Origin of the sequence: Jongsikchunia kroppenstedtii DSM 45133 (genome assembly GCF_000380485.1) — a bacterium.
In the GTDB taxonomy this organism is placed as follows: domain Bacteria; phylum Actinomycetota; class Actinomycetes; order Mycobacteriales; family Mycobacteriaceae; genus Jongsikchunia; species Jongsikchunia kroppenstedtii.
Map to the genome: position 1 here is coordinate 1 of NZ_AQYG01000040.1, position 19,092 is coordinate 19,092.

Here is a 19,092-nt window from a genome sequence, read left to right on the forward strand (position 1 = left end):
CACGGTGATCCTGACCTATCTCGCTGCGATAGGACTCGGTGTCCTGGTGTTCCAACAGCTTCTGGGACAGGAGATCTCGTGGGCGATACCCGCGATGACCTTCACGCTGGTGGTCGCGGTCGGCGCCGACTACAACATGCTGTTCATCTCCCGGCTGCGCGAAGAATCGGTGCGCGGCACCCGGATCGGGCTGATCCGGACCGTCCATCACACGGGCTCGGTCATCACCTCGGCGGGGCTGGTGTTCGCGGCGGCGGTGATGGGCATGATGGCCGGCAGCCTGTTGCAGATGGCGCAGATGGGTTTCATCATCGGCTGCGGAATCCTGTTGGACACCTTCGTGGTTCGCACGCTGATGGTCCCGGCCATCGCTCAGGCCTTCGGCGATGCCAGCTGGTGGCCGAGCGGCCGGAAGTGACTAGTGCACCAGTGGTGCGAGGTACTTCTCGGCGAACGCACCCATCGACTTCGGGTCAGTGATGTCGACGCGCTGCGAGTGCACCTGGAACAACGATCCGGCGACCCGCAGCAGGAGCTCCGACGTCGCCCCCAGATCCTCGTCCGACATCGTCGAGTCGGCGTTCTTCAGCGTCGATGTGATCGCGGCCACCGCGCCCTCGAAGAACATCTGCTCGCTCGGCGAGGACATGGTGATGATGGTGCCGAGAATCTCGAGATCGTTCAGGAAGAGACGCCGCATCATCGGGTTCTCGTTGAGGATGTTCGAGCTCTCGATGAACGCCGCGACCACCGCGCCCTTCGGATCCTTGCCCTTGCATGCCTTGTCCAGCCGCTTCATCGCGTCGATGAACACGATGTTGCCGACCCCCATGAGCAGTGCCTCTTTGTTGGGGAATCGGCGGTAGAGCGTGCTGCGGCTCACGCCGGCGCGCTTGGCGACGTAGTCCATGCTGGCGCGGCGCACGCCGACATCGGCGAATTCCTCCGTGGCGGCCGCCAAGATCGCCTGCTCCTGCTCCTCCGGAGTTGCGGTGCTTCGCAACTGGCGGCGCGGCGTACTCATCCTCACCTCGAAACTAGAACGTTGGGAATCGGTCGTATCACCGACATTCTCGCATGTCAGTGTGTCAACGGTGGTCATTCGCCGATGCTCCCGCGTTGCGCCGGCGCATGCCGGTCGCCGCGAGGACCGATCGGCCGAGGCGGGCCGGTCGACGCGGTCGGAGCCGCCCGGAACAAAGCACCTAAACTTGTACCGTGAGCGCACCGGTCGATACCACTGCAAACGCCGCCCAGACCCCCGATGAACCGCAGCCGTTCCGTGAGCTGGGTCTCAAAGACGACGAGTACCAGCGGATCCGCGAGATCCTCGGCCGCCGCCCGACGGACAGCGAGCTGGCCATGTACTCGGTGATGTGGTCCGAGCACTGCAGCTACAAGTCGTCCAAGGTGCATCTGCGCTACTTCGGCGAGACCACCACCGACGAGATGCGCGCCAGCATGCTGGCCGGCATCGGCGAGAACGCCGGCGTCGTCGACATCGGCGACGGCTGGGCCGTCACTTTCAAGGTCGAGTCGCACAACCACCCGTCGTATATCGAGCCGTACCAGGGCGCCGCGACCGGCGTCGGCGGCATCGTCCGCGACATCATGGCGATGGGCGCCCGCCCGATCGCGGTGATGGATCAGCTGCGGTTCGGCGCCGCGGACGCGCCGGATACCCGACGCGTGGTCGACGGCGTCGTGCGCGGCGTCGGCGGCTACGGCAACTCCCTCGGCCTGCCGAATGTCGGCGGCGAGACGGTGTTCGACCCGAGCTACGCCGGCAACCCGCTGGTGAACGCGCTGTGCGCGGGTGTGCTGCGGGTCGAGGATCTCAAGCTGGCCTTCGCCTCCGGCGCCGGGAACAAGATCATCCTGTTCGGCGCGCGGACCGGCCTCGACGGCATCGGCGGCGTGTCGGTGCTGGCGTCGGAGACCTTCGACGACGCCTACGGCCACCGGCCCAAGAAGCTGCCGGCCGTACAGGTGGGCGACCCGTTCACCGAGAAGGTGCTGATCGAGTGCTGCCTCGATCTCTACCGCGCGAACCTGGTCGTCGGCATCCAGGACCTGGGTGGCGCCGGACTGTCCTGCGCCACATCGGAATTGGCCGCTGCGGGCGACGGCGGCATGCGGATCGAGCTGGATCAGGTGCCGATGCGCGCCGAGGGGATGACGCCCGCCGAGGTGCTCTCGTCGGAGTCGCAGGAGCGGATGTGCGCGGTCGTGGCGCCCGAGAACGTGGAGGCCTTCATGGAGGTCTGCAAGCGCTGGGACGTGCTGGCCACCGTGATCGGTGAGGTCACCGATGGCGAGCATCTGGAGATCACCTGGAACGGCGACGTGGTGGTCGACGTGCCGCCGCGCACCGTCGCGCATCAGGGCCCGGTCTACGAGCGGCCCGTGGCCCGCCCGGACTCGCAGGATGACCTGATCGCCGACACCACAAAGGGTTTGGTGCGGCCGCAGTCGGCCGACGAGCTGCGCGCGTTGGCGCTGCAGATGATCGCGTCGCCGGCGCTGTGCAGCCGCGGCTGGATCACCGAGCAGTACGACCGGTACGTCCGCGGCAACACCGTCCTGGCCGAGCATGCGGATTCGGGCATGATCCGGATCGATGAGAACTCCGGTCGTGGAATCGCTTTGGCCACCGACGCGTCCGGGCGGTACACCTACCTGGACCCGTATCGGGGCGCGCAGCTGGCGCTGGCCGAGGCCTACCGTAATGTGGCGGTCTCCGGCACGACGCCGAAGGCGGTCACGAACTGCCTCAACTTCGGTTCGCCGGAGGATCCCGCCGTGATGTGGCAGTTCCAGCAGGCTGTTCGCGGTCTCGCGGATGGCTGTGCGGCCCTGGCTATTCCGGTGACGGGCGGCAACGTCTCGTTCTACAACCAGACCGGATCGACCGCCATCATGCCGACCCCGGTGGTCGGCGTGCTCGGCGTCATCGACGATGTGCATCGGCGACTGCCCAGCGGATTCGGCACCGAGCCCGGTGAGACGCTGATCCTGTTGGGGGAGACCAAGGACGAGCTCGACGGTTCGATCTGGGCGCAGGTCGCGCACGATCACCTCGGCGGCGTCCCGCCCGAGGTCGACCTCGAGCGCGAACGACTGCTGTCGGAGATCCTGGTCGCCGCCTCGCGCGACGGACTGGCCTCGGCGGCGCACGATCTGTCCGAGGGCGGATTGATGCAGGCGGTCGTCGAGTCGGCGCTGGCCGGCGAAACCGGTTGCCGCATCCTGCTTCCGGAGGATGCCGACCCGTTCGTCTGGCTGTTCTCCGAATCCGCCGGTCGCGCGCTGGTCGCGGTGCCGCGCACCGAGGAGTCGCGGTTCAGCGCGATGCTCGATGCGCGCGGCATGCCGTGGACGCGTATCGGCGTGGTCGATCAGGGGAGCGACTCGGTCGAGGTGCAGGGGCAGTTCTCGATCACGCTCGACGAGCTGCGCGAGGCCCACGAGGGCACGCTGCCCAAGCTCTTCGGCTGACGCTCCCAGTCAGCCGGCGGCGCGCAACCGTCGATGCAGTTCCCGCACCCGCTCGGCGAACTCGGGAAACGGCCCGGATACCGGTAGCCCGGGCACCACGTCGGTGATCCGCAGTTCGGCGATGGGCCCGGACGGCACGCCCAGCTCGGCCAGCCACTGACCGAGCTGCACCGAGGACGTCGCGAACACGATGCGGCCCAGGCCGACCCAGCCGTGCGCGGCCGAGCACATCGGGCAGTGTTCGCCGGAGGTGTAGACCGTGGCCGCCGCCCGATCGGCCGGCGTCAGGTGCTCGGCGGCCCACCGCGCCAGCTTGAACTCCGGATGCCGGGTCGGGTCGCCGCCGCCGACCCGGTTGCGGTCCTCGTGCAACACGGCCCCGTCCGCGCCGACCAGGATCGATCCGAACGGCTCGTCGCCGGCGTCGAGTGCCTCCTCGGCGAGCTCGACGCACCGCTCCAGGTACTGAATCTCGTTGTTGCTCATGGGTGCATTGTGGCACCCGCGCCGCCTACGGCTGGTCGAGTCGGGCCGCCATGCCGTCGATGAGGAATCGGATCACGTCGTCGAACCGTTCGTCGGGACTGCCCCAGGAGGTCGGACCCGATCGGGCGGCCAGGGGATGCCGGGCAGGGTCGAGCTGTCGCGCCCGCTCGGCCGCGTCGTACTCCGGTCGCGGGCTGCCATCGGCCAGATAGACCTCTTGTTCCTCGATGACGAAGCCCACGACGAGGTCGCGCATCGTGGTCCAGGCCAGCTTGGCGTCGCGCTCGGTGAATCCGCTGTCGATCAGCAGCCGCAGCGGCCGCTCCATTCCGGCCGCCACCGAAACGTCGGTCAGGCGCGATCCACTGAACACTCGCGCGCCGTCCCGGTGCGAGCGCAGAAGAGCGCGGAGGCCTCGCGAACTCTGACTGATCAGTTCGCGCCAATCGGCGGTGTCGATCGGGGCGTCTTGCGATCGGCGCATGAGTTCGGTGGCCATCTCGTCGACGAGCGCCTTCTTGTCCGGGAAGTGCCAGTACAGCGCCGGTGCCTTGACGCCCAGGCGGTCGGCTATCCGCCGGAGGGTCAGCCCGTCGAGTCCCTCGTCGTCCAGCACGGCCAGCGCCGTCTGGGTGATCAGCGGTTTCGTCAACGCCACCTAGCCAGTTTAACGCCGTTAAGGTACCGTCGGTGACAGGCCAATTTAACAACGTTAAGGAGGGTCCGATGAAGGCAGCAGTCGCCGACTATGCGAATACGCCGCGATGGCAGGACATCGCTGATCCGGAGCCGCTCGACGGTCATATGCCGGTGCGGATGTCCGCGGTCGCGATACATAACCTCGCGCGTGGGGTCGCGGCGGGGGCGCACTACTCGAGCCCGGCCGACGACGGCTTCGTCATCGGCGTGGATGGTGTCGGCCGCACCGATGACGGGGCCCGCGTCTACTTCAACTACCCGGGAACGGTCGCCGAGCAGGTGTACGTGCCCGCCGCGGCGCTGGTGCCGATTCCCGACGGGCTGACCGACGAGCAGGCCGCGGCGGTGGTGAATGCGGCGATGTCGTCGTGGATGGCCATGCGGGTGCGGACTCAGGTGCGGCCCGGTCAGACCGTACTGGTACTCGGCGCCACGGGCGCCTCCGGCCGGCTCGCGGTTCCGCTCGCCCGACATCTGGGTGCGCGGGTGATCGCCGCCGGGCGCAACCAGGAAATCCTGCAATCGCTGAATGCCGATGCGACTGTTGACCTTCGGGGTACCGATGACGAGATTCGTGCGGCACTGCACCGCGAGAAGATCGATCTCGTCATCGATTATGTGTGGGGCCATCCTGCCGAGCTGACGCTGGAATCCCTCGCCAAGCGCGGGCCCGCCACCTATGTGGAAGTCGGTGCGATGGCCGGTGCGACGGTCACGCTGCCCGCCGCGCTGCTGCGGTCGACGGACGTGACGATCCTGGGTAGCGGACTCGGCTCGTTCACTCCCGCGCAGTTCCTCGCCGAACGTCCGGCGATCCTGCAGGCCGCGGTGGAACTGGGGCTGACGGTCGACGTGACCACGCGGCCTGCCGCCGAGATCGCCGACGCGTGGTCGGCCGACCTCGCGAATTCCCGCCTCGTGCTGACCCTCTGACTGCTAACGTGTGAACTAGAACACGTTCTAGTTCATCTCGGGAGTGAAAATATGGCACGCACCCTGCGCGTAGTGGAATGGTCGACCGGAACCGTCGGACGTCACGCGATCGCCGGAATCGACGCTCGGCCGGAGCTCGAACTCGCCGGAGTCTGGGTCTCGAACCCGGGCAAGGTCGGCAAAGACGCCGGTGAATTGGCCGGTCTGGGAAGAGATCTGGGCGTCGCCGCCTCCGGCGACAAGGAGGCGCTGCTGGCGCTCAAGCCGGACTGCATCGTGCACACCGCGATGACCGACGACCGCATCATGGAGGCGATCGACGACCTGGTCTCCTTCCTGGAGGCCGGCATCAACGTGGTGTCGTCGGGGCCGGTGCTGTTGCAGTTCCCGAAAGGCGTTGCGCCGCAGGAGCTGGTCGACCGGATTCAGGCCGCGGGGGAGAAGGGCGGGGCCAGCCTGCACGTCAACGGCATCGACCCGGGTTTCGCCAATGATGTCCTGCCGCTCGCGATGACCAGCCTCAGTCAGCGCATCGACGAGGTGCGCTGCTTCGAGATCGCCGACTACGCAACGTATTACCAGCCCGTGGTGATGCGCGAGATCTTCGGCTTCGGTCAGCCGATGGACGATCTCAAGATGCTCTGGCAGCCGGGCGTGCTGTCGCTGGCCTGGGGCTCGGTGGTGCGGCAGATCGCGGCCGGGCTCGGCATCACGCTCGACGAACCGCTCCTCGAGAAGGTCGAGCGCCGTCCCGCCGAACGCGACGTGTCCACCGTGTCGGTCGATATCGCCGCCGGCACGATGGGCGCGGTGCGCTTCGAGGTGATCGGCACCGTCGACGGCGTCCCGCGCGTGGTGCTCGAGCACGTCACCCGCACCGACCCCGCGCAATGCCCGGACTGGCCGCAGCCGAGCGACGGGGACGGCTGCTACCGCATCCAGATCACCGGCGAACCGATGATGCAGGTCGACTTCTCCCACCACGGCGAGCACGGCGACCACAATGTCTCCGGCATGATCGTGACGGCGATGCGCCTGGTCAACGCGGTGGAAGCCGTCGTCGACGCCAAGCCTGGCCTGGTCACGGCCCTCGATCTCCCCCTCATCACCGCCCGTGGTCTCGTTGCCGGCACCAGCTGAACCGATGCCTGCGTTGTCAGTCGGCTCGCATAGAACCGCGCTGTAGCGGGCCTCGTTCCACCTTGGCCTCGGTCCAGCTGATCACCGGCAACGGCGGCAATTAGGGTGGGGCGCTGTGACCGGACCCCGCAAGAACGTCGCCCCCGCGCAGATGCGTGCCGCCGTGCTCGCGGTCGCCGAGTGGCTCGACGATCCCGGGGCGTCGCGGCCGTCGCGTGCACAACTCGCCGACGCGGTTCGGACGACCGCTCGCACGCTGGCCCAGCTGGCTCCGGGCAACTCGGTCGAGGTGCGGGTCCCGCCGTTCGTCGCCGTGCAATGCGTGCAAGGGCCGCGGCATACCCGGGGCACACCGCCGAACGTGGTCGAGACCGATCCGCGCACCTGGCTGCTGCTGGCTTCCGGCAGAACCGATCTCGCGACCGCCATCGACGATCATCGGGTGACCGCCTCCGGGCATCGGGCGGTCGAGATCGAACAGTTTCTTCCGCTCGTCCGCGCCTGACGCGCTGCCTTTGTAGGCTCTGTGCCATGGCTGACTGGCGAGCAGAGACGGTGGATCGGATTCGGAAACTCATCATGGACGCCGCTCCGGATGCCGCCGAAGAGGCCAAGTGGAAGAAGGCGTCCAACCCGGACGGCGTGCCGACCTTCTCCTGCGACGGACTGATCTGCACGGTGGAGACCTACAAGGACAAGGTCAAGGTCACCTTCGCCAAGGGCGCGTCGCTACCCGATCCGGCGAAGGTGTTCAACGCCAGCCTCGACGCCGGCACCCGACGGGCCGTCGACATCAAGGAGAGCGACACCCTCGACGAGGACGCGTTCACCGCGCTGATCCAGGCCGCGGTCGCGCTCAATCGGGACTAAATACGGCGTCGCCTGGTGTTGCAGATTCGGTATCTGTCGGTCGCGGCCGTAAACTGGCGGCACGCCCGCCCAGCCCGCAACACATCGGAGCGCCACCCGTGACTGAGCTGTCGATTCACTCGAAAAACCTGCTCATCCCCGGTCCCATCGACGGTTTCGACGAACCCGAGAACGAGCCTCGTGAGGAGTGCGGCGTCTTCGGCGTCTGGGCCCCGGGCGAAGACGTGGCGAAGCTCACGTATTACGGCTTGTACGCGCTGCAGCATCGCGGCCAGGAGGCGGCCGGTATCGCGGTCGCCGATGGCAGCCAGGTGCTGGTGTTCAAGGATCTCGGCCTCGTATCCCAGGTGTTCGACGAGCAGACGCTCTCGTCGATGGAGGGCCACGTCGCCATCGGGCACTGCCGCTATAGCACCACCGGATCGACCACCTGGGAGAACGCCCAGCCGATCTTCCGCACCACGCCCGCCGGTACCGGCGTCGCGCTGGGACACAACGGCAACCTGGTCAACACGGCCGAATTGGCAAGCCGCGCGCGCGATCTGGGCCTGATGGATTCCCGATTCGCCGGTGGCGCCACCTCCGACTCCGACGTCACCGGCGCGCTGCTGGCGCATGCCGCCGCCGATGCCACGCTGGAGCAGGCCGCGCTGGAGCTGCTGCCGACGCTGTCCGGCGCCTTCTCGCTGACCTTCATGGACGAGCACACGCTGTATGCGGCCCGCGATCCGCAGGGCGTGCGACCGCTGTGCCTGGGCCGCCTCGACCGCGGCTGGGTCGTCGCCTCCGAGACCGCCGCCCTCGACATCGTCGGCGCGTCCTTCGTGCGCGAGATCGAACCCGGCGAGTTGCTGGCGATCGACGCGGACGGCGTGCGCAGCTCACGTTTCGCGCCGGCCAAGCCCAAGGGCTGCGTCTTCGAATACGTCTACCTCGCTCGTCCCGACTCGGTGCTGAATGGTCGGTCGGTGCATTCGACCCGCGTCGAGATCGGCCGCCGGCTGGCCCGGGAGCACCCCGCCGATGCCGACCTGGTGATCCCGGTTCCGGAGTCGGGTACGCCGGCCGCGGTCGGGTATGCGCAGGAATCAGGGATCCCGTACGGCCAGGGCCTGATGAAGAACGCCTACGTGGGCCGCACCTTCATCCAGCCGTCGCAGACCATCCGTCAGCTGGGCATCCGTCTCAAGCTCAACCCGTTGCGAGAGGTGATCAAGGGCAAGCGGCTCGTGGTGGTGGACGATTCGATCGTCCGCGGCAACACCCAGCGTGCGCTGATCCGGATGCTGCGCGAGGCCGGGGCCGCCGAGGTGCATGTGCGCATCGCCTCGAGCCCGGTGCGCTGGCCCTGCTTCTACGGCATCGACTTCGCCTCGCCGGCCGAGCTGATCGCCAACGGCACCGACTCCGAAGAGAACATGGTCGACGGCGTCCGGCATGCGATCGGTGCCGACACCCTGGGTTACATCACCATCGACGAGACGGTCGCGGCGACCGGCCAGGAGCGCGATTCGCTGTGTGCCGCCTGCTTCGACGGCGTGTACCCGATCGACCTCCCGCACGAGACGTCGATGGGCAAGGCGGTCCTCGAGATGATGCTCAAGAACGCCGCCGGCGACGACGCCCTGTCGGCCGCAAACGACAATGTCTCGGCGGTCCGCCGCCCCTGAGATTCGGCTTTCGACCGGTTAGTACCCGGCCGGGGCAGCCGGGTAGCGTTACCGCAGTGACATCTCATGAGAACGACGCGCCGATCGCGGCGTCGTACGCGGCGGCCGGCGTTGATATCGATGCCGGGGATCGCGCGGTCAAACTGTTCGGCCCGCACGCCAAGCGCGCCACCCGACCCGAGGTTCTCGGGGGGCTCGGCGGCTTCGCGGGTCTGTTCGCCCTGAAGGGCAACTACCGGGAGCCGGTGCTCGCCGCCTCGTCGGACGGCGTGGGCACGAAGATCGCTGTCGCACAGGCGATGGACATCCACGACACGATCGGCCGCGACCTCGTCGCGATGGTCGTCGACGACCTGGTCGTCTGCGGCGCCGAGCCGCTCTTCCTGCAGGATTACATCGCCATCGGCAAGGTCGTCCCCGAGAAGGTCGCGTCGATCGTCAAGGGCATCGCCGACGGCTGTGTCGACGCCGGCTGCGCGCTGCTCGGCGGCGAGACGGCCGAGCACCCGGGCCTCATGGGCGCGAACGACTACGACATCTCCGGAACCGGCGTCGGCGTCGTCGAGGCCGACCAGGTCCTGTCGCCGGACCGGGTGCGACCGGGCGACGTGGTCATCGCCATGGGCTCCTCCGGGCTGCATTCCAACGGCTATTCGCTGGCCCGCAAGGTCCTGCTGGAGTGGGGCCGGATGGATCTGCACGGCCATGTCGAGGAGTTCGGCCGCACGCTCGGCGAAGAACTGCTCGAGCCGACCCGGATCTACGCCAAGGACTGCCTGGCGCTCGCGTCGGAGGCGGACGTTCGCACGTTCGCCCACGTGACGGGCGGCGGCCTGGCCGACAACCTGTCGCGCGTGCTGCCGGCCGGCGTCATCGCCGAAATCGACCGTGGCACCTGGACTCCGGCGCCGGTGTTCGGGCTGATCGGTCAGCGCGGCAAGGTCGAGCGCGCCGAGCTGGAGCGCACCTTCAACATGGGTGTCGGCATGGTCGCGATCGTCGCGCCGGAAGACACCGACCGGGCTCTGGCCGTGCTCACCGCGCGGCATCTGAACTGCTGGGTGCTGGGCACGGTGTCACGCACGCATGAAGGCGGACCCGAGCAGCCGGGTCGTGCCGAATTGGTCGGCGAGTACTCGCGGTTCTGACGACGATCCGGACAGCTCGATCCGCGCCGATGGAGGTCGGCGCGGATCAGAGATGGTGCGTCTAGTGCGAGATGCGGACGACGGGAGCGCTACCGCGCGGCTCGCCAGTCGTCTTCGTCAGCCCAGCGATCCAGGTCGCCGGAGTCGGCTTCCTGGGACCCTGTCGAAAGCTCACGCTGCAGGCTCGCGAAGTCGGTGCTGGGTGAGCTGTACTTGAGCTCACGAGCAACCTTCGTCTGCTTTGCCTTTGCCCGGCCGCGGCCCATAGGGGACCCCCTCGCGCAATAGCGGGGCGGCCAATCACGCTGGCGGCCCCGTTCGTCGTTTACTAACTGTCGTAGGCCCTAGTCTACCCCGCATTGACTGAGGGTGTCGCACCGCATGTCATGGCGGGTCGGGTGGCCCGCGCGGCGCCGATCAGCCGTTGCGCAGCTGCTGCTGGGCGCGGCGGCCGGCCGGCACCGCGGCGTCGGTCTCGAGGGTCGCGGGGTCGATGGACACCGCGGCGCCGCCCGCCTCCAGGGCGGTATCGGCGGGGACCGCGCGCTTGATCAACGCCAGCGCGATCGGGCCGTTCTCGAAGTGGTCGATCACGGTGCCCACGCGGCCGACCGCGCGACCGTCGGCGGTGACCGGATCGCCGGTGACCGGGCGGGTGTCGGAGCTGCCGTCCACGTGCAGCAGCACCAGTTGCCGTGGCGACTTGCCGAGGTTGTGCACGCGGGCGACGGTTTCCTGCCCGCGGTAGCAGCCCTTGTTCAGGTGCACCGCGCCCTGTTCGGCCGGGCTGCCGATCCAGCGCGCCTCCTGCGGGATGGTGCGCTCGTCGGTGTCCAGACCCAGCCGCGGCCGCAGCGCCGCGACGCGCAGGGCCTCGTAGGTCCACATGCCGGCCGGAGCCGCGCCGGCCGCCGTCAGCCGGTCCCACCAGGTGCGGAGCTGATCGGTCGAGACGACGATGTCGATCGCGGGGACGTCGTGCGCCTCGCCGAGGGGCGGCATGATGCGCCAGAACCCGCCCCCCTCGAATTTGTCGCCGTCGAGCGAACCGGCCTGGTAGACAACGGCTTCGGCGGGCACCCCGAGAAGGGTTGCCACCGCGCCGGTGCGCGCGGCCGGGCCGACCACCGAGAGCAGCGCCATGTCGGGGCGGTCGACGGGCTCGACCTTCGCCCAGAAGACCATCTTCTGCAGGAAGGCCAGGAGTTCGTCGGCACGAGCGGCCTCGGTGTCGATCCAGGTGACGCCATCCAGGTCGGTCAGGACGAAGTGATCTTCGACGCGGCCGTTGCCGTCGAGACTGAGGTTCTCGGCGCTGGTGCCGTCGGGCAGCTCGGCGACGTCCTGGGAGGAGATGGTGTGCAGCCAGCTCAACCGTTCGGGGCCGGTCAGCGCCAGGATTCGGCGATGGGAGCGGTCGATGATCGCCGCCGTCCGCGCGGCCGTCCGCTGTTCGCCCAGGGGGTCGCCGAAATGCCACGCGACATCGGCGTCAGGGGAGTCGGCGGGCCCGCCGACCGCGCCGGATTGATTCTCCGGGCCGGAACCCCGCAATACGCTAAGCAACGTCACATTCACCATCGTACGAGCGTGCGCGCCCGCTCGGCCCGCGCGGACCGGGGTCGCTAGGGTGATCGCTATGGCGCAACGGATTCTGGTGACTCTTGATGGGGCAGTACTCGATCCGGATGTTCCCCTGCTGCATGCCGACGATCTGGCGGCCGTGCGCGGGGACGGCATCTTCGAAACGCTGCTGGTGCGCGACGGCAAGGCCTGCTGCGTCGGCCTGCACCTCGAGCGGCTGGCCCGCAGTGCGGCGGCGCTCGACCTGCCGGCCCCCGACGAACAGGCCTGGCGCGAGGCGATCGAGACCGGCGCCCGAACCTGGGCCAAGGAGAACGGTTCGGAGAACGGATCGGTCCCGGAGGGCCTGATGCGGCTGGTGTACTCGCGCGGCCGCGAGATCGCTCCGGTCGATCAGGTCGTCGCGCGCGATCGCGCCGAGACGGGCCTGACCCGGGAGTCGAACGAGGCGACCGCCTATGTCACCGTGAACCCGGTGCCGGAGCGGGTGCAGGCGGCGCGGGCTGAGGGCGTCTCGGCGATCACGCTGAACCGCGGGTACTCGGTCGACTACGCGCAGCAGGCCCCCTGGGCGCTGTTGGGCGCGAAGACCCTGAGCTACGCCACCAACATGGCCGCGCAGCGCTATGCGGCGAGCCAGGGTGCAGACGACGTCATCTACCTCTCGAGCGAGGGGCAGGTGCTGGAGAGCCCGCGGTCGACGGTGATCGTGGTCCGGGGTCGCACCCTGGTGACCCCGCCGCCGGAGAAGGTTGGAATCCTCAGCGGCACAACGCAGCAGGCGCTCTTCGCCACTGCGCAGAAAGAAGGCTGGGACACCTCGATGGAGCAGCTGCGGACCGTGGACCTGATCCAGGCCGACGCCGTCTGGCTCCTGTCGTCCGTCACGTTGGTCGCGCGGGTGCGCGAGCTCAACGGATTCGAGCTGTCGACGCCGACGCGCCCCGAAGACTTCGTCGCGCTCGTCGACAAGGCCGTCGCCGCCGGCTGACCCGGTCGTGGCAACCGTCTCCGACGGGAGGCGTGATCACAACCGCCGTTTCGGCGGGATTCGCATCACACCCTGCGTTTAGGTGTGTTCACATGGTCGGACGAGGTCTACCATGCAACTACTACGACTTGTAGTACTAGCGGCAACGAGGCGGCTATGAACGCATTGGACGTATCGCGGTGGCAGTTCGGTATCACCACCGTCTACCACTTCATCCTGGTCCCATTGACCATCGGTCTGGCGCCGATGATCGCGGTGATGCAGACCGTTTGGCTGGTCACCGGCAAGCAGCAATGGCTGCGGGCCACCAAGTTCTTCGGCAAGATCTTCCTGATCAACTTCGCGCTCGGCGTCGCCACCGGCATCGTGCAGGAGTTCCAGTTCGGTATGAACTGGAGCGAATACAGCCGGTTCGTCGGCGATGTGTTCGGGGCGCCCCTGGCGCTCGAGGGCCTGGTCGCGTTCTTCCTCGAGTCGACCTTCCTCGGCCTGTGGATCTTCGGCTGGGAGCGGCTGCCCAAGAAGGTGCACCTGGCCTGCATCTGGCTGGTGGCGATCGGCGTCAACGCGTCCGCGTACTTCATCATCGCGGCCAACTCGTGGATGCAGCATCCGGTGGGCGCGAGCTACAACCCGGAGACCAAACGCGCTGAACTGCACAGCATCTGGAAGATGCTGACCAACAACACGACGCTGGCGGCGTTCCCGCATACCCTCGCCGGCTCGTTCCTCACGGCCGGGACGCTGGTGGCCGGCGTCTGCATCTGGTGGATGGTCCGCGGTATGCGGGCGGGCGACGACGCGTCGGTGCCCGAGGAACGGGCGACGGCGTGGAAGACGGACGCGCGGGAGCTGTTCCGCCCGGTGGCGCGGTTCTCGCTATGGGTGATTCTGGTGTCGGGCGTCGCGCTGTTCATCACCGGCGATATGCAGGGCAAGCTGATGTTCGAGCAGCAGCCGATGAAGATGGCGTCGGCGGAATCGTTGTGCCACACCGAGAAGGGCGCCGCGTTCTCGGTGCTGACGATCGGCACGCACAACAACTGCGACTCGATCACCCGCGTCATCGAAGTCCCCGGCTTCACCTCGTTCCTGGCCACCAACACCTTCGACGCCACGCTGCCGGGCGTGAAAGAGATGCAGGAGCACTACAACCAGACGGTCGGCCCCGGCGACTACCGGCCCAACCTGTTCGTCACCTACTGGGCGTTCCGGGCGATGATCACGTGGGCGGCCGGCTCGGCGGTCATTGCGGCACTGCTGCTCTGGTACACGCGCAAGGGACGGGTGCCGGATAAGAAGTGGATCGGCACTGTGGCCGTCTGGCTCATCCCGACGCCATTCCTGGCGAACAGCTCGGGCTGGATCTTCACCGAGATGGGCCGGCAACCGTGGATGGTCGCGCCGAATCCCACGGGCGATCCCAACATTCACCTCGCCATCTGGCAGGGCGTGTCCAATCATTCCGTGGGCACGGTGATCACCTCGTTGGCCGTCTTCACGCTGCTGTACGGATCGCTCGCGATCGGGTGGTTCATGTTGATCCGCAGATACGTGCGGCACGGTCCCGATCCGGTGCCGACAGCCGGATCCGAGTCGTCGACCGCGGATGACTCCGGTGAGCCGCAACAACTCTCGTTCGCATACTGAGGAGGGGCGATGACTCTCACCGATCTCTGGTTCATCGCGGTGGCGGTACTGCTCACCGGCTACTTCGTGCTGGAAGGTTTCGACTTCGGCGTCGGCATGCTGATGCCGATCCTCGGTCGTGGCAAGTCCGTCGAGGCGGACACGAAGCGCCGCGTGCTGCTGAACACCATCGGCCCGGTCTGGGACGGCAACGAGGTATGGCTGATCACCGGCGGCGGCGCCATGTTCGCGGCGTTTCCGGGGTGGTACGCAACAGCTTTCAGCGCACTCTATGCGCCGCTGCTGGTGATTCTGGTGGGCCTGATCACCCGCGTGGTGTCGATCGAATGGCGCGGCAAGATCGATGACCCGCGGTGGCGGCGGCTGTGCGACCTCGGCATCGGCCTCGGCTCCTGGCTGCCCGCGATTCTCTGGGGGGCCGCGCTGGCCAATCTGCTGCGGGGGCTGCCGATCGACGCCGACCATCAGTTCACCGGCTCGCTCGCCGACATCCTGTCGCCGTATGCGCTGCTCGGCGGTGCCGCCACCTGCCTGCTCTTCCTGTTCCACGGAGCACTGTTCCTGGGCCTCAAGACGGAAGGGGAGATTCAGCCGATCACCATGAAACTGGCCGCGCGGCTGTCGATTCCGTTCCTGGTGGTGGGCGCGGCATTCCTGCTGTGGACTCAGCTGTCCTACGGCAACGGGTGGACCTGGATCGCGGTCGGGATCGCTCTGGCAACCGCGGTCGCGGCCAGCGTGGCCGCCTTCGCCGGACGCGACGGTTGGGGCTTCGCGGCCTCCTGCGTGACCGTCATGGCCCTCGGCGCCACGGTGTTCGGGTCGATGTACCCGGTGCTGCTGCCGTCGACCACCGATCACGCCTTTGACATCACAACGGCCTCGGCGAGCTCGACGCACTACACGCTGACGGTGATGACGTGGGCGACGGTCGTGGTGCTGCCGGTGGTGCTCGGATACCAGGCGTGGACGTATTGGGTTTTCCGCAAACGCATTTCGATGTCGCACATTCCGCCATCCATCGGACTGCCGGCTCGCGAACAGGTGTAGGCATGGCCTCCGGAGGTCGCGGTCCGATCGATCCCCGGCTGTGGCGGTATGCCCGGTCGTCGCGGCGATATCTGTTGGTGCACGGCGTCTTCGGCGCGATCGTCACCGCAGCGACGATCGTCACGGCCGTGCTGGTCGCGGGGATGCTCGCGGACCTGATCGTCGAACCGGGACAGCGCACGTTCGGCGATCAGTCGTGGCGGCTGTCCCTACTCGCCGTCGCGGTGGTCGTGCGGGTCGGCGCGGCCTACGGGCAGCAGCGATTCGCCGATGATGCGGCGGGCACGGTGATCGCCGAACTGCGGGAGCGGGCGCTGGCGACGGTGACGGATCCGCGGAAGGTATCGCCGCGTCGGCTCGTCGAGATCCGAGACCGGCTGGCCACCTTGCTGACTCGCGGGCTGGATGCGCTGGCGCCGTATCTGACGGGATTCGTCCCGGCACTCGTCAGCGTGCTGGTGACGGTGCCGGCGGTGGTCGTCGTCATGCTGGTCGTCGACCTCACATCGGGGCTGATCGTCCTCGGCACGCTGCCGCTGATCCCGATCTTCATGGTGCTGATCGGCCGTCTCACGAGTAGCCGCACCCGTGACCGGCTCGATGCGATGGATCGGCAATCGGCGCAGCTGCTCGACCTGATCGCGGGGCTGCCGACGCTGCGGGCGCTGGGCCGACAGCGGGAACCCGCGCCGCGCGTTCGGGCCCTGGGCGAGGCGCATCGCCGAAGCACCATGTCCGCGTTGCGGATAGCGTTCCTCAGCGGCGCCGTGCTGGAGTTGCTCGCCACCCTTTCCGTCGCGCTGGTCGCCGTGAGCATCGGCCTGCGACTGGTCTTCGGCGAGATGAGCCTCTATGCGGGCGTGCTGTGTCTGGTGCTGGCGCCGGAGGCGTATCTGCCGCTGCGCGCGGTCGGCTCGCGGTTTCATGAATCGGAGGCGGGCACCGAAGCGGCCCGCGAGGTGCTCGACGTGATCGATGAGGGCGTGGCGGCTCCGACCGGCGGCCTCGTTCCGAATCCCCAGGCACCCATCAGTATCCGCGATGTCGGGCTGTGCGGTCGGGACGGCTGGGCGCCGCGCGGCCTCACGGCGACCATCGCGCCCGGCACGCTCACCGTGATCGCCGGCCCGAATGGCTCGGGCAAGTCGTCGCTGCTGCTGGTCTTGCTCGGGGCGCTGGAGCCCGATGAGGGCGCGGTCGAGATCGGCGGCGTCGGCATGCCGGACGTAGATCGGGATGCCTGGTGGCGCCGGGTCGGCTGGCTGCCGCAGCAGGCCACGGATCCGGCCGATCGGCTATCGGCCGGCCAACGTCAGCGGGCGGCCCTCGATCGGGTGTTGAGCGTGCCCGACGCCGACGTGCTGATGCTGGATGAGCCCGCGGCGCATATGGATCGGACGATCGCCGCAGGCGTGCTGACCGAGCTGCGGGAGCGCGCGGACCGCGGCGACACCGTGATCGTGGTCAGTCACGACCGCGACTGGATCGCCGCCGCCGACCGGGTGATCGCCCTGGAGTCGGACGCACCGATCGGGGCGGCGGATGTCTAAGCGTGTCGGCCGGGACCCGCTGTGGCGGGCGCTACGGCTGCTAGGCATCGGTCCGCGGGCGGTGTGGCGGCCGCTGCTGGCGGGGGTCGGAACCGCGGGCAGCGCGCTGGCACTGGCGGTGCTGTCGGCGTGGCTCATCACTCGGGCCTGGCAGATGCCGCCGGTGCTCTACCTGTCCGTGGCCGTGACCTCGGTTCGGGCGCTGGGTATTTCGCGAGGCCTGTTCCGCTATCTCGAGCGACTGAGCGTACACGACCTGGCGCTGCGATCGATGACCACGCTGCGGGAGACGGTGTACTCGCGGCTGGCGGGCGCGAGCTCCGGCTATACGGTCCGCCTGCGTCAGGGAGAGCTGCTGTCGCGCACCGGATCCGATGTCGATGATCTCGGCGATGCGCTGATCCGGGCGCTGTTGCCCGCGGCGGTCGCCGTGGTCACCGGCGGCGCAGCCATCGTGGTGATGGCGCTGATCTCCGTCCCGGCGGCGGTGATCCTCGCGGCCGCACTGTTGTTCGCCGGCCTGGTCGGCCCGTACTGCGTGGCCCGCGGGTCGCGGACCGCCGAAGCCGACACCGCCGCGGCCCGGGAGCATGTCAACGAGCTGACCATGGAACTGCTGTCGCACGGCACGGAGCTGGCCGTCGCCGGACGGCACGGCGACCGGCTCGATGCGCTGCGCACGGCGGACCACGCTCGAGTCCGTGCCGAACGCCAGGGAAACCGTTGGGCCGCAGCAGGTACGGCGGCGCTGCCGGCAGCGATCGGCATATCGGTGATCGCCGCCCTGCTGGTGGCGATCACGCTGAGTCGGACGGCCAGTCCCATGGAGGTGGGCATCCTGGTCCTGCTGCCGCTGAGAGCGTTCGAAGCCGTGGCACCGATGACCGAGGCGGCCTTGCAGTTCCAGCGCAGCCGGTCGGCCGCCCGCCGGCTGCTGCGGCTGCTCGATGGTGCCGACGCGGCGTCGGTCGCCGAGCCGCCGGCGCCCCGGGCCGACGAGCGACTGGTCGCGGCCGGCCTGCGGTGGAGCCCCGAATCGGCTGCCGGAGGGGCGATTCTGGGCCCGGCCGCCGGACTGGACCTCACGCTGGGGCCGGGCGAGCGGGTCGTCGTCGTCGGGCCGAACGGCTGCGGCAAGACGACGCTGCTGCTGACGCTGGCGGGCCTGCTGCCGCCGGCCGCCGGCACGGTGGACGGGGCGGCCACCTACTTCCCGGATGATGGCCACGTGTTCACCACCTCGGTGCGAGAGAACCTGTTGGTCGCCAAGGGCGATGCGACCGAGGCTGAGTGCGCGTCGGCGCTGCACCGCGTCGGTCTCACCGACTGGGTATCCGGTCTGCCGAATGGACTAGACACCCCGATCAGCGAATCCACCCTCTCCGGCGGGCAGCGTCGCCGAATCCTGTTGGCGAGGGTCCTGATTCACCCGGCGCCGATCGTCTTGATCGACGAGCCGGTGGAGCATGTCGACGATGAGGCGGCCCGGGATCTGCAATTGGATCTGCTGGACCGGACGTCGGGACTGGTGGATGCAAGCCGCACGGTGGTCGTGGTGAGTCACCGGCTGCCGGCGGGACATCACGCCGATCGCGTTCTCGATCTGGATGCCGCCGCATACCGTTCGCCGGCAGAAAAACCTGTTGCTGCGGCGTTTGGCCGGGCGTAACTTCGGCGGTACACGAGGAAGGAGGTGGTCTGAAGTTGATTGACATACGGACACGTGAGGTGACCGTCCGCTAGCCGGACTCTCACTGACAAGCGATTGGCCGGGAAGCAACACTGACTAGCAATCCCGGGCGGTCACCCAGCCCTCGCGTCTC

At 68.3% G+C, this 19,092-nt stretch carries 18 protein-coding genes; 13 read left to right on the top strand and 5 right to left on the bottom strand.

Features of this window, described 5'->3' with window-relative positions:
• Positions 1 to 418, top strand: a 418-nt coding sequence (locus G341_RS20990; protein WP_018177978.1) for an MMPL family transporter, incomplete at its 5' end; no start/stop codon positions are given.
• On the opposite strand, the gene G341_RS0104800 is transcribed toward G341_RS20990, so the two are convergent.
• Positions 419 to 1,024, bottom strand: a complete 606-nt coding sequence (locus tag G341_RS0104800; RefSeq protein WP_018177979.1) for a TetR/AcrR family transcriptional regulator — start codon at positions 1,022 to 1,024, stop codon at positions 419 to 421.
• Between the two features lie 194 nt (positions 1,025 to 1,218).
• Here G341_RS0104800 and purL point away from each other — a divergent pair, with 194 nt between their 5' ends.
• A complete protein-coding gene (gene purL / locus G341_RS20995; RefSeq protein ID WP_018177980.1) occupies positions 1,219 to 3,498 on the top strand; it encodes a phosphoribosylformylglycinamidine synthase subunit PurL in 2,280 nt (759 codons plus the stop codon).
• A gap of 9 nt (positions 3,499 to 3,507) precedes the next feature.
• Here purL and G341_RS0104810 read toward each other — a convergent pair whose 3' ends face one another.
• Positions 3,508 to 3,984 carry a nucleoside deaminase gene (locus G341_RS0104810; protein ID WP_018177981.1) on the bottom strand — a complete coding sequence of 159 codons (477 nt, stop codon included), beginning with the start codon at positions 3,982 to 3,984 and terminating at the stop codon, positions 3,508 to 3,510.
• A gap of 25 nt (positions 3,985 to 4,009) precedes the next feature.
• Positions 4,010 to 4,642, bottom strand: coding sequence for a TetR/AcrR family transcriptional regulator C-terminal domain-containing protein (locus tag G341_RS0104815; RefSeq protein ID WP_018177982.1), 633 nt, complete (start codon positions 4,640 to 4,642; stop codon positions 4,010 to 4,012).
• 68 nt (positions 4,643 to 4,710) lie between these two features.
• Between G341_RS0104815 and G341_RS0104820 the strand changes: the two genes are divergently transcribed.
• The 6 genes from G341_RS0104820 (at position 4,711) to purM (ending at position 10,444) form a co-directional block, all read left to right on the top strand.
• Positions 4,711 to 5,616 carry a quinone oxidoreductase family protein gene (locus G341_RS0104820; protein WP_018177983.1) on the top strand — a complete coding sequence of 302 codons (906 nt, stop codon included), beginning with the start codon at positions 4,711 to 4,713 and terminating at the stop codon, positions 5,614 to 5,616.
• A 51-nt stretch (positions 5,617 to 5,667) separates the two neighbouring features.
• On the top strand, positions 5,668 to 6,756 hold the full coding sequence (locus G341_RS0104825; RefSeq protein ID WP_043450646.1) for an NAD(P)H-dependent amine dehydrogenase family protein: 1,089 nt from the start codon (positions 5,668 to 5,670) through the stop codon (positions 6,754 to 6,756).
• Positions 6,757 to 6,907: 151 nt separating this feature from the next.
• Positions 6,908 to 7,261 carry a sterol carrier family protein gene (locus tag G341_RS0104830; protein ID WP_043450667.1) on the top strand — a complete coding sequence of 118 codons (354 nt, stop codon included), beginning with the start codon at positions 6,908 to 6,910 and terminating at the stop codon, positions 7,259 to 7,261.
• Between the two features lie 26 nt (positions 7,262 to 7,287).
• The gene (locus G341_RS0104835; RefSeq protein WP_026303259.1) at positions 7,288 to 7,626 is read left to right on the top strand and encodes a DUF1801 domain-containing protein; all 339 of its coding nucleotides are present in this window, start codon (positions 7,288 to 7,290) and stop codon (positions 7,624 to 7,626) included.
• 98 nt (positions 7,627 to 7,724) lie between these two features.
• Complete coding sequence (gene purF, locus G341_RS0104840; protein WP_018177987.1) at positions 7,725 to 9,296, top strand: amidophosphoribosyltransferase; 1,572 nt, start codon at positions 7,725 to 7,727, stop codon at positions 9,294 to 9,296.
• Positions 9,297 to 9,352: 56 nt separating this feature from the next.
• On the top strand, positions 9,353 to 10,444 hold the full coding sequence (gene purM / locus G341_RS0104845) for a phosphoribosylformylglycinamidine cyclo-ligase (RefSeq protein ID WP_018177988.1): 1,092 nt from the start codon (positions 9,353 to 9,355) through the stop codon (positions 10,442 to 10,444).
• An 89-nt stretch (positions 10,445 to 10,533) separates the two neighbouring features.
• Here the strand turns inward: purM and G341_RS23410 are convergent, their stop codons facing one another.
• Together G341_RS23410 and ygfZ are read right to left on the bottom strand one after the other, a co-directional pair.
• A complete protein-coding gene (locus tag G341_RS23410; RefSeq protein WP_018177989.1) occupies positions 10,534 to 10,710 on the bottom strand; it encodes a DUF3073 domain-containing protein in 177 nt (58 codons plus the stop codon).
• A 151-nt stretch (positions 10,711 to 10,861) separates the two neighbouring features.
• Positions 10,862 to 12,016, bottom strand: a complete 1,155-nt coding sequence (ygfZ, locus tag G341_RS0104855) for a CAF17-like 4Fe-4S cluster assembly/insertion protein YgfZ (protein ID WP_245556916.1) — start codon at positions 12,014 to 12,016, stop codon at positions 10,862 to 10,864.
• Positions 12,017 to 12,083: 67 nt separating this feature from the next.
• Between ygfZ and G341_RS0104860 the strand changes: the two genes are divergently transcribed.
• The 5 genes from G341_RS0104860 to cydC all read left to right on the top strand — a co-directional run bounded on the left by G341_RS0104860 (position 12,084) and on the right by cydC (position 18,938).
• Complete coding sequence (locus tag G341_RS0104860; RefSeq protein WP_018177991.1) at positions 12,084 to 13,019, top strand: aminodeoxychorismate lyase; 936 nt, start codon at positions 12,084 to 12,086, stop codon at positions 13,017 to 13,019.
• A 156-nt stretch (positions 13,020 to 13,175) separates the two neighbouring features.
• Entirely contained in the window at positions 13,176 to 14,669 is a 1,494-nt protein-coding gene (locus tag G341_RS0104865; RefSeq protein WP_018177992.1) for a cytochrome ubiquinol oxidase subunit I, read from the top strand.
• A gap of 9 nt (positions 14,670 to 14,678) precedes the next feature.
• Positions 14,679 to 15,719 (top strand): cytochrome d ubiquinol oxidase subunit II, encoded by a 1,041-nt coding sequence (cydB, locus tag G341_RS0104870; protein ID WP_018177993.1) that lies wholly within the window; start codon positions 14,679 to 14,681, stop codon positions 15,717 to 15,719.
• A gap of 2 nt (positions 15,720 to 15,721) precedes the next feature.
• Entirely contained in the window at positions 15,722 to 17,269 is a 1,548-nt protein-coding gene (locus tag G341_RS21000) for an ABC transporter ATP-binding protein/permease (RefSeq protein ID WP_018177994.1), read from the top strand.
• Positions 17,262 to 18,938, top strand: coding sequence for a thiol reductant ABC exporter subunit CydC (gene cydC / locus G341_RS21005; protein ID WP_043450651.1), 1,677 nt, complete (start codon positions 17,262 to 17,264; stop codon positions 18,936 to 18,938). Before G341_RS21000 ends, cydC begins: the two co-directional genes overlap by 8 nt.
• Positions 18,939 to 19,092: the final 154 nt, after the last annotated feature.